Origin of the sequence: Atopococcus tabaci DSM 17538 (assembly GCF_000429585.1) — a bacterium.
Taxonomy (GTDB): domain Bacteria; phylum Bacillota; class Bacilli; order Lactobacillales; family Carnobacteriaceae_A; genus Atopococcus; species Atopococcus tabaci.
The window spans coordinates 1-9,682 of sequence record NZ_AUCD01000078.1 but is presented as its reverse complement, the minus strand read 5'-3'; the positions used below and the strand labels follow the sequence as shown (position 1 = coordinate 9,682).

The 9,682-nt window shown below is 38.8% G+C and carries 11 protein-coding genes; 1 reads left to right on the top strand and 10 read right to left on the bottom strand.

Annotated features, from left to right (window positions below):
* On the top strand, positions 1-339 hold a 339-nt coding region (locus G470_RS14240), incomplete at its 5' end, for an IS30 family transposase (RefSeq protein ID WP_156908062.1).
* A gap of 4 nt (positions 340-343) precedes the next feature.
* Here the strand turns inward: G470_RS14240 and G470_RS0110125 are convergent.
* The 10 genes from G470_RS0110125 to G470_RS0110080 all read right to left on the bottom strand — a co-directional run.
* The gene (locus G470_RS0110125) at positions 344-901 is read right to left on the bottom strand and encodes a GIY-YIG nuclease family protein (protein WP_028274714.1); all 558 of its coding nucleotides are present in this window, start codon (positions 899-901) and stop codon (positions 344-346) included.
* Positions 902-999: 98 nt separating this feature from the next.
* Positions 1,000-1,626 (bottom strand): recombinase family protein, encoded by a 627-nt coding sequence (locus G470_RS0110120; RefSeq protein WP_028274713.1) that lies wholly within the window; start codon positions 1,624-1,626, stop codon positions 1,000-1,002.
* A 175-nt stretch (positions 1,627-1,801) separates the two neighbouring features.
* Positions 1,802-1,984, bottom strand: a complete 183-nt coding sequence (locus tag G470_RS14575) for a hypothetical protein (RefSeq protein ID WP_028274712.1) — start codon at positions 1,982-1,984, stop codon at positions 1,802-1,804.
* A 12-nt stretch (positions 1,985-1,996) separates the two neighbouring features.
* Complete coding sequence (lgt, locus tag G470_RS0110110) at positions 1,997-2,842, bottom strand: prolipoprotein diacylglyceryl transferase (RefSeq protein WP_028274711.1); 846 nt, start codon at positions 2,840-2,842, stop codon at positions 1,997-1,999.
* 71 nt (positions 2,843-2,913) lie between these two features.
* Positions 2,914-3,534, bottom strand: a complete 621-nt coding sequence (locus G470_RS0110105) for an adenylate kinase (protein ID WP_028274710.1) — start codon at positions 3,532-3,534, stop codon at positions 2,914-2,916.
* A 131-nt stretch (positions 3,535-3,665) separates the two neighbouring features.
* Positions 3,666-5,822, bottom strand: coding sequence for a heavy metal translocating P-type ATPase (locus G470_RS0110100; RefSeq protein ID WP_028274709.1), 2,157 nt, complete (start codon positions 5,820-5,822; stop codon positions 3,666-3,668).
* A gap of 138 nt (positions 5,823-5,960) precedes the next feature.
* Positions 5,961-6,167, bottom strand: coding sequence for a copper chaperone TcrZ (gene tcrZ, locus G470_RS0110095; RefSeq protein WP_002294571.1), 207 nt, complete (start codon positions 6,165-6,167; stop codon positions 5,961-5,963).
* A gap of 81 nt (positions 6,168-6,248) precedes the next feature.
* The gene (locus tag G470_RS0110090) at positions 6,249-8,714 is read right to left on the bottom strand and encodes a heavy metal translocating P-type ATPase (protein WP_028274708.1); all 2,466 of its coding nucleotides are present in this window, start codon (positions 8,712-8,714) and stop codon (positions 6,249-6,251) included.
* Between the two features lie 12 nt (positions 8,715-8,726).
* The gene (locus tag G470_RS0110085) at positions 8,727-9,182 is read right to left on the bottom strand and encodes a CopY/TcrY family copper transport repressor (RefSeq protein WP_028274707.1); all 456 of its coding nucleotides are present in this window, start codon (positions 9,180-9,182) and stop codon (positions 8,727-8,729) included.
* A gap of 231 nt (positions 9,183-9,413) precedes the next feature.
* On the bottom strand, positions 9,414-9,682 hold a 269-nt coding region (locus G470_RS0110080), incomplete at its 5' end, for an IS256 family transposase (RefSeq protein ID WP_028274686.1).

Sequence of the window (9,682 nt, the reverse complement as noted above, 5' to 3'; positions counted from 1 at the left end):
TGGTTTCAAGGTGTTCCAAAAAACTTATTCAAATCGATTATTTTTGATTGCGGGAAAGAATTTTCAAACTGGAAAAACATCAGCAATCAACAGGATATCGACATTTATTTTGCAGACCCAGGCACGCCCTCTCAAAGAGCTCTAAATGAAAATTCAAATGGGTTACTACGAAAAACCGGTCTACCAAAAGAAATGGATTTCAATTCAGTTACACAAGAGTACATTTCAAGCGTTTCTTCTAGAAGAAACAACATTCCAAGAAAGTCATTAAATTATCGAACACCACTTGAGTGTTTCTTAGATCATGTAGACAATGATATTTTGTCTCGCTTAATTTGACAAATCAAAGGTAATAAAATCGTTCGTTAAGTTGCTCGGTTGAAATAGTATCAATCGAAACTCCTTCCGCGCTTAAGAGAAACTCAATTTGATTAATATATGCTAAGATATTAGGCTTGTCATACATGCTAATATTTGGCTCATTGGTACGAGGATCTTTATTCATAAGCGTAAAGCTACTTTTTTTAAACCGTTTAATAAATTCATACTCCATATAATCTATGGTTAACTTATCAAAACTATTATTATCCGTTACAAATAAAATGCAATAAGACCAGAAGTCTTTTTTATTGATGTGATCAAATATGCGCTTTACCCCATTTATAGATTGACCTATATATGTTTTCTTATTGTCTAAGTCACTATTATCAAATAGGAAGTAAATGGCATAATTCGTAGAAGAATCCAGTTTTTCAATCTCTTTTATGTGCTCTTTCGTAAAATAAAATCCTTTTATTTGATTCGTCCGGTCTTGAAATACTTTCAGATAGGCCGCTTTTTTTGTGTCTGGATAGAAATAAGTAATTGTCTTTTCTATGTTTGTTCTCTCCCTTATAGGCATAAATCTTAAACATGCTCAATAATACTGATTTTATATAGAAAATTCTAAAGCCTAAAAGTATTTAGACGAAGAATGTCTTCTAAAGGTTAGATAATTTGTTATGTGGACTGAATATCTGCTTGAGGTAACAGTTCCTTTTTAATACGGTAAACAGTATCTCTAGTCACGCCTGTTTCCTCAGCAATCCGTTTAATTGGTTCCTCACGCTTTAATTTCTTAACAATTGCCTGATACGTCAAGCGATCTCTTGGATTTTTTGCATGGGCGGAGTATTTCACTGGCCGCCCTTTGTAGTGTCCTTTTCGTTTCGCAATTTCGATTCCTTGACGCTGCTTTCGTTTGCTTTCTTCTCGTTCGTTTTGTGCTGCCCATGACAGGACTTGAATAATCATATTCCGAATCAGCTTTTGTAGCTGAGGATCACCTAAGTTTTGACTCAAAATTGGCATGTTCAATACCATTAATCCAATTTCCTTTTGATCCAAATGTTGCACCATCTGAATAATTTCATCATAATTTCGTCCTAATCGTTCGAGGGATTCGACAATCAGCACGTCTTTCTCTCGTAGGAATTGGAGAGCTTTTTTAAGTTCTTCTCGATTCGTCATAGTTTTTCCTGATAACTTTTCTTGGAAAATCTTTTCAGCTCCAGCTTTTTTTAATTCTTCCAACTGTCGATCTAAGTTTTGATCAGCAGTAGATACCCGAGCATATCCTACTTTCATGATTTCACCTCTTTTTAAACTAATTATTCGACACTCATAGTCTACATTAAAAACGCCTTGAACTCAACAGACCATTTGCGTCGACTATAGGTACACTCATAATCGACAAAAAAGCTGAATCAAAAAGTCGTAAACTTTTTCTGATTCAGCTTTTGCGTTTAGCCTAAAAAGGTCTTTATTCATTGGCTCTTCTTTTTTCATGATCTCCTGTGGAGTGATTTTGAGGTTTCGTTAGTGTGTATTGATCTGAAATCTCTTCAGAAGAGAGCACATCCAATTCTTCCAGAATCTCTTGCAATGTTCCTTCCATTTCCACTTTGTCGGTCTCTCTGTTAATTAACTGCCATCTGTCTAGCATATTTTTACCTCCTTAATTTGCTGCTTTGGACAGTTTGGGTTCATCCTTATAATAGGGTACTGGCGGGTAGGTATAGTACCTGCGATACATCCAAACACCCATTGCTGCTACGAACAAAACGAGGGACAAGCCTTGTGAAACTCGCAAGAAATCGCCTATCCATAAGCTGTCTGTCCGCATGCCTTCAATAAAAAACCTTCCTGCTGAATACCAAATGACATAGCTGAGCGCCACTTCTCCTTGGCGAAGGAATTGATTTTTGTTCCGCAAAAGGAGCAACAAGGCGAAACCAACTAAACTCCATAAAGACTCATAAAGAAAAGTGGGATGGTAATAGGTTCCGTTGATGTTCATTTGGTTAATGATGAATTCCGGTAAGTACAAGTTTTCTAAAAATTGTCGGGTGACTGGACCGCCATGTGCCTCTTGATTGATGAAATTTCCCCAGCGACCAATCGATTGAGCTAGGAGGACACTAGGTGCCAGTATGTCTAGTAAAAGACTTAGCGTCATTTTCTTTCTTCTTGCAAACCAGTATACTGCGAGACCACCCGCAATTAGCCCCCCATAAATGGCAATTCCACCATTCCAGATTGCGATGATTTCACTCGGATTCTGTATATAGTAGTCCCATTTGAATAAAACATAATAAAGTCGGGCACCGATAAAGCCAATTGGTATGGCCCATAATGCCATATCTACCATGGTATCTTCTTCAAGTCCCAGTTTTTGAGCTTCCTTTGTAGCTAATGAAATGCCGATCAGCATCGCTAGAGCGATAATAATTCCGTACCAATAAATCTTTATCGGGCCAATTGAAATAGCAACTGGATCGATTACATTAAGTAAAACATTCATTCTTCAATCTCCTTCATAGCTTACATTAGTTAATTGTTTTAAATCACATAATTTAAGTTCAATTTGTGTAGTTATTTGTTTAAAGACAATAAACCCTCATTTATATTGTCAAACACATTGTCAAAATCCCCTTCACCATTGATAACGTAAAGCAGATTTCGCTCCTTGTAGAAGTGAATAAGTGATTCCATTAATTCCTTATTAATGTGTAGCCTATTTTCAATCACTTCTGGTTTGTCATCCAGTCGAATTTTTTCTCTTTTTGCTTCGGTTTGGGAATTTCCTAGTTTTTCTTTTGAACGAAGATTCCCTCGTTGCGCTAACCGATGTCTTAACGTATCCTGACTTACATCTAAAAAGAAAACAGCGTCTAAATTCTGATTCTGACTTTGTAGGTAAGCTTCGAGTACTTTTGCTTGCTGTAGGGTACGTGGGTAACCATCCAGAACAAAGCCATTTTCAACATCTTTTTCTTGTAAGCGACTCTTAACCAATGAGTTTATCCACTCATCTGGAACTAGCTCTCCTTTATTCATATATTCTTGCACTCTGAGTCCGAATGTATCTTTCTCCTTGGCTGCTTCTCGTAACATTTCACCAGTTGAAATAGCCGTCAGGTGGTACTTCTCTGCGATTCTTTTAGCTTGAGTGCCTTTCCCAGCACCGGGTAACCCTAAAAGGACCAGCCTCATAATTTTTCCTCCTTATAAACTAAAAAAGGAAGAGATGATTTTTTAAATTATTCCATCTCTTCCTTTCCTGTAAAACTATTGTATTTTTACACGATAAGGTCATTCAATTATTTCATGTGCCAAATAACTGTTTATTTTGGCTCTAATTTCAATGTCATCGCGTTGATGGCAACAATTACAGTCGAAAGTGACATAAGAATGGCACCGACTGCTGGGCTTAATGTTATGCCGATTGGTGCTAAGATTCCTGCAGCTATTGGGATCGCGATAAAGTTATACCCTGCTCCCCAAACAAGATTTTCTTTCATCTTACGTGTGGTTTTCTGAGCCAACTCGATAAAGGATTCAATGTCGCCCGGGTCTGACTGTGTCAAGATGACATCGGCTGAATCCAATGCCACTTGAGTTCCCGCACCAACAGCTATACCAACGTCTGCCAATGCAAGAGAAGGTGCGTCGTTGATCCCATCACCGACCATGATAACTTTCTTTTCTTCTGCTTTAAGTTTTTCAACTAATTCATATTTATCTTGAGGAGATTGATTAGCCAAATAATCAATACCTAAAATTTCTGCCACTCCTTGAGCCGCTTTTTCATTGTCACCCGTAGCCATAATGGGTTGAATGTTGTTCTTTTTAAGGGCTTGTATTAATTCTTTACTTGTTGGTTTTAATTCATCCCCTAAAGCTACAGCACCGATTGCTTCGTCGTTTTCTACTAAGACACTGAGGGTTGCTCCTTTTGGAATATCCATATCTAGATTACGTCCGTATGCTTTTTGACTGATTAATTGATAACGATGTCCGTTAGCTTGACCTTCTACACCAGCGCCAGAAATAACATCAATCGAATCAAAACTTACTGGACGTATACCTTGCTGTTCTGCGTAACTGATAATTGACTGAGCGATAGGATGACTAGATCCGCCTTCGATACCTGCCAATAAGGCAACAATTTCATCTTTCGTATATTTATCATTAAAGAGTTCAACATCTAGTACTTTAAACTCACCAGTCGTTAAAGTTCCCGTTTTATCTAAAACCATAGCATCTGCATTTGTAGTCAACTCCAAAGCTTCGCGGTCTTTCACTAATAATCCACGACTGGCCCCTAAGCTGGTACTACGTGCGGTAACCAATGGAATAGCCAGACCCAGCGCATGCGGACAAGCAATAACTAATGTGGTGACTGTAAAAATAACTGCCGTTGGTACATCAGCGATAATCATCCATATAACAAGGGCAATAAGCGCTACAATAACCGCAATATAAAAGAGCCATCCTGCAACTTTTTGTGCAAGATTTTCTGCCCGAGATGGTTGGCTTTGAGCTTGACTGATTAATGTCTGAACCTGAGATATGAAGGACTTATCGCCCGTTTGTTGTATTTCTACATAGAGGACTCCGTCACCATTGGTTGATCCACCGATAACTTCATCTCCGGGATTTTTTTCAATTGGTTTCGATTCCCCAGTCAAAAGTGCTTCGTTAACACGTGATTCGCCGCGCTGAATGATTCCATCTGCTGGAATATTTTCTCCAGCCTGAACACGAATCAAATCGCCTACTTGCAAGTCAGCAACTGGACGTGTTTCAATTGAATCGTTTTCTAATACAACGTGAGCATCTTTCGGTACCAACTCAGCCAAAGCTTTTTGTGCATCTCCTGCTGCTCCAAGAGCTTCCATCTCAATCCAGTGACCTAACAGCATGATTAATAGTAACGAAGCAAATTCAAAGAAAAAGTCCATCACATGTTCACCCGTGACGTAGGTAGCAATAACAGCGTAAATACTATAGAAATATGAAACGCTAATACCTAAAGAAACGAGAGCCATCATGCCAGGTTGTTTTTGTTTAAATTCGTCTATTGCGCCTTGATAAAATGGACGTCCACCATAAATAATTAATATAGTAGATAAAATAGCTACTACAATATCCGAATAGGGAAAAGTAAACTGGAATGGTAGTTGGAACCCAAACATAGGGGATAATAACATAATAATGATTCCCAATGGCAATGACTTTAAAAAGAGTTCCTTAAAGTCTCCGTGATGATGATGTTCATGCCCACTGTGCCCGCCGTGGTCATGACCAGCATGATGATCGTGGTGCCCCCCGTGAGCTCCTTCTTCTACCTGTTCTTCATGATAAGCGTGACCAACATGTTCGTCATGTTGATGATTATGGTCTCCGTGATGTTCCATTTCATTATGGTCGTGTTTTGAGTGATCCATGTCGCCGTGATTATGATGACTATGTGACGAATGTTTTTTGTTATTCCTCATTTTTAATTTCTCCTTATTAGATTAGAGACTGATTTTAAAGTTTTAGAACCCTCTCATCTAACACTGCATATAATTCTCATGAAAAGGGTTCTATACTTTATCTCTATCTACTATCTATGAATAAATGGTATTCGTACTTTATGCACTTAATACTGAATAGTTAGTTTCTGCTAAAGCAGCATTGAGCGTTTCGGTATCAATCTCTGTTTGACTTTCAAGTACTGCTTTTTTAGTCGCTAAATCAACCTCTACAGATTCAACCCCTTCAATAGCTGAAAATCTTTCTTGCACCGTGTTCGCACAACCTGCACATTTTACGCCATCTAATAAGACTTCTTTTTTCATTATTTTATTCCCCTTTTTTTTTATCTTCTCCTATTATATAGAATAGGAAGAAGTTTAAATCCCAGATAAGCTACGTGTTTTCTAAACAACTGCTGGTTTGAATCGTCTTAACCGTAAAGCATTGAGCAAGACCGATACGGAACTGAAACTCATGGCGACTGCCGCAAACATCGGACTCATCAATGGTCCGCCAAAAATATACAAGAGACCCATCGCAACTGGAATACCTACAAGGTTGTAAGCAAAAGCCCAGAACAAGTTTTGTTTAATGTTTCGTAGCGTTGCATGACTTAAATCAATCGCAGTCAATACAGCGGTTAAATCATTACGCATAAGGACAATATCAGCCGATTCAATCGCCACGTCTGTACCTGATCCAACTGCAATACCGATATCTGCTTGAGCTAATGCGGGTGCATCGTTAATGCCGTCCCCAACCATCGCTACCTTCTTGCCTGTTTCTTGTAGTTTTTTGACTTCTTCTGCTTTATCTTCAGGTAATACTTCACTTAATACATGGTCAATACCCACCTGCTTAGCAATTGCTTTGGCTGTACGTTTGTTATCTCCAGTAATCATGATAACTTCAACACCACGTTTTTTAAGATCTTTAATAGCCTTCACACTATTTTCTTTGAGTGTGTCCGCTACTGCGATAATTCCAGCCAGCTCTCCGTCAATAGAGAGATACATCGGTGTTTTTCCTTCGTCTGCTAAACGATCGGATTCTTTTTCCATGCTTGATAAATCAATCTTTTGCTCTAGCATCAGTTTACGGTTTCCAATGTACATATCTTTGCCCTCAATTTCAACTCGAATCCCGTGTCCAGGAATCGCTTCAAAATGATCTGGTTTAGCTAATGTCATATTCTCTTCTTTTGATTTCTGTACGATGGCTTCGCCTAATGGGTGTTCAGAACCTGTTTCACCGGAAGCTGCATAATATAAAAGGTCATCTTTAGTAATAAGAGGAGTTGCCAAAATATCGGTCACGATAGGTTTACCCTCTGTCAATGTTCCTGTTTTGTCAAATACAATCGTGTCTAAATTATGAGTGGTTTCTAACGCCTCACCACTTTTTATCAAGACACCATGTTCTGCCCCTTTTCCGGTTCCAACCATAATACTTGTTGGAGTCGCCAAACCTAAGGCACATGGACAAGCAATAACAAGGGTTGTTATGATAACGGATAAAGCAAATATCCCTGATTGACCGGCAATTAACCAGGCAACCCCTGCTAAAATGGCTAACCCAATAACAATCGGTACGAAATATCCGGTAATAATATCGGCCATTCGAGCAATAGGTGCTTTAGACCCTTGTGCATCTTCTACTAGTTTTATGATTTGAGATAGAGTTGTATCACTTCCCACTCGAGTCGCGCGGTAATCAATGGAACCATTTTTATTGATACTAGCCCCAATAACCTCGTCTCCACTTTCCTTTTCCACGGGGATACTTTCTCCTGTCAGCATTGATTCATCGACTGAAGTGCGTCCCTCAACAACAACACCATCTACAGGAATACTTTCTCCCGGACGAACTCGAATAACATCTCCTAAAGCGACTTCGTCCACAGTAATCTCTTGTTCCACACCATTACGTATCACTCGAGCTGTTTTAGGAGCCAAGTTAACTAATTTTTCAATAGCTGAGGACATTTGCCCCTTTGAGCGTCCTTCTAAAAATAGCCCTAATGTATGGAGCGTCAAGATAACTCCAGTTACTTCATAATAAAGTAAATCGGAAAAGTTGCCGTAACCCAGGCCTGTCCCGATCGTCGCTGCCAGACTGTATACAAAAGCGGCCGCGGTACCAAGGGCAATCAAAGAATCCATATTAGGATGGCCTTTAAATAAACTTTTGAACCCCTTCTGGAAATATTCCCAGCTCACTACCATTATTGGTAAGGTTAAAATAAGTTGCAAAAGAGAAAAGTTAAATGCATTTATCGCTGGGTCAACGATATTAGGTAGAGGCATACCGACCATAGGACCCATGGATATAATTAGTAAAGGGATTGTAAATATAATGGATATCCCAAAACGATTTGAAAGTTGCTTCATTCTTTTTTCTTTTTTCTCACGCTTCTCTGCTCGTGAATTATCTTGAGTCTCAGTTGTTTCTAATACTGCTGTATAGCCACTATTGGATACAACACCAGTCACATCTACTACAGAAATTGCTGACGGGTTATAAGAAACTTGCATTTTTTCTGTCGCTAAATTGACTGAAGCTTTATCTACGCCCGACAACTTTCCAACGGCTTTTTCAATTGTCTGGGCACAAGACGCACAAGTCATCCCTTCTATTGCAAAAGTCTGCGTTATTCCTTCCTGGGTGACCACTTTATACCCTGAATCCTCTACCGCTTTTTGTAGATTTTCTATTGAAAATGTTGGTTCATCGTACTTTATACTTAACTTCTCTGTTGCTAGGTTCACGGAAGCCTGTGTGACCCCACGTACTTTTTTTGCCGCTTTTTCTACTGTCTGCGCACAAGACGCACAGGTCATACCTTCTATGGCAAACGATTCATTCTTCATTTTTTTCGCTCCTTATTCTCCATGATGATGTAAATGGCAATCGCATTGCCCTTCTGTACACTGACAATCCACTTCTTCTACTGCGAAAGCTTTTTTCATCTCTAATATTTCTTCTAGTCGCTGGATATCATCGAAGCTTAAGACATGATTTTCAATGATACTCCCTACTACATTCCCGACATTCTTTCGACAAATACGGTTGAAAATATCGTCTGTATAATTTCCTACGGCTTCTTTCTCTTCAATATTGGCAGTATAAATAAATTTTCTACCTTCTTGCTCTGTATTTAGTACGCCTTTTTCAACCAGTCGACCTAAGAGCGTTTTGATAGTGGCTTGTTTCCAGTCCATTTTTTCTTTCAATATGGAGATGACTTCTTTACTAGTCACTCGACCATTCGCCCAGACTACACGCATAACTTCCCATTCAGCATCTGTGATATGAGGGGTAACTACTATTGTACTCATTCACTTTCCCTCCTTATTGTCTACATTCGTAAACGTAAATGTTTGAGATAAGTTTACTATTGTAAACCATTCTTGTCAAGTCTTTTTTAAATAAATGTAACCAGCTATTATTGCCTTTGTTTTCCTATCTTTACCCAATACTAATTATAAGATTACCATTGATTTACTTTTATTGATTTTAGTCAAGTCCATAATCCTGTGTAAAATACTATACAATGTTTTACCGGTCTCTCATTGATCAAACTTAATATATTTTCTTGTAGAACTGAGCCATTCGTCATGAAGGTCCATAAGGACAGCTCCAATTAATCGATTGGCGGACGCTCGGTTGGGAAAAATCCGGATAATCTTTTCTCTTCTGCGGACTTCCTGGTTCAGTCGTTCAAGAAGGTTGGTGCTTTTTAGCCGATTGTGGCCACTTCCGATAACCGTGTATTGAAAGGCATCTTCAAAGCCATTATCCAATGTTTCGCAAGCTTTTGTATATTTAGACTGGTCGA

What these genes read in the sequence shown, in the direction of transcription:
- G470_RS0110090 (WP_028274708.1), bottom strand. Translation starts at nt 8,714, where the DNA reads ATGAAGAATGAATCGTTTGCCATAGAAGGTATGACCTGTGCGTCTTGT.
- G470_RS0110120 (WP_028274713.1), bottom strand. Translation starts at nt 1,626, where the DNA reads ATGAAAGTAGGATATGCTCGGGTATCTACTGCTGATCAAAACTTAGAT.
- tcrZ (WP_002294571.1), bottom strand. Translation starts at nt 6,167, where the DNA reads ATGAAAAAAGAAGTCTTATTAGATGGCGTAAAATGTGCAGGTTGTGCG.
- G470_RS0110100 (WP_028274709.1), bottom strand. Translation starts at nt 5,822, where the DNA reads ATGAGGAATAACAAAAAACATTCGTCACATAGTCATCATAATCACGGC.
- G470_RS0110105 (WP_028274710.1), bottom strand. Translation starts at nt 3,534, where the DNA reads ATGAGGCTGGTCCTTTTAGGGTTACCCGGTGCTGGGAAAGGCACTCAA.
- lgt (WP_028274711.1), bottom strand. Translation starts at nt 2,842, where the DNA reads ATGAATGTTTTACTTAATGTAATCGATCCAGTTGCTATTTCAATTGGC.
- G470_RS0110125 (WP_028274714.1), bottom strand. Translation starts at nt 901, where the DNA reads ATGCCTATAAGGGAGAGAACAAACATAGAAAAGACAATTACTTATTTC.
- G470_RS0110085 (WP_028274707.1), bottom strand. Translation starts at nt 9,182, where the DNA reads ATGAGTACAATAGTAGTTACCCCTCATATCACAGATGCTGAATGGGAA.
- G470_RS14575 (WP_028274712.1), bottom strand. Translation starts at nt 1,984, where the DNA reads ATGCTAGACAGATGGCAGTTAATTAACAGAGAGACCGACAAAGTGGAA.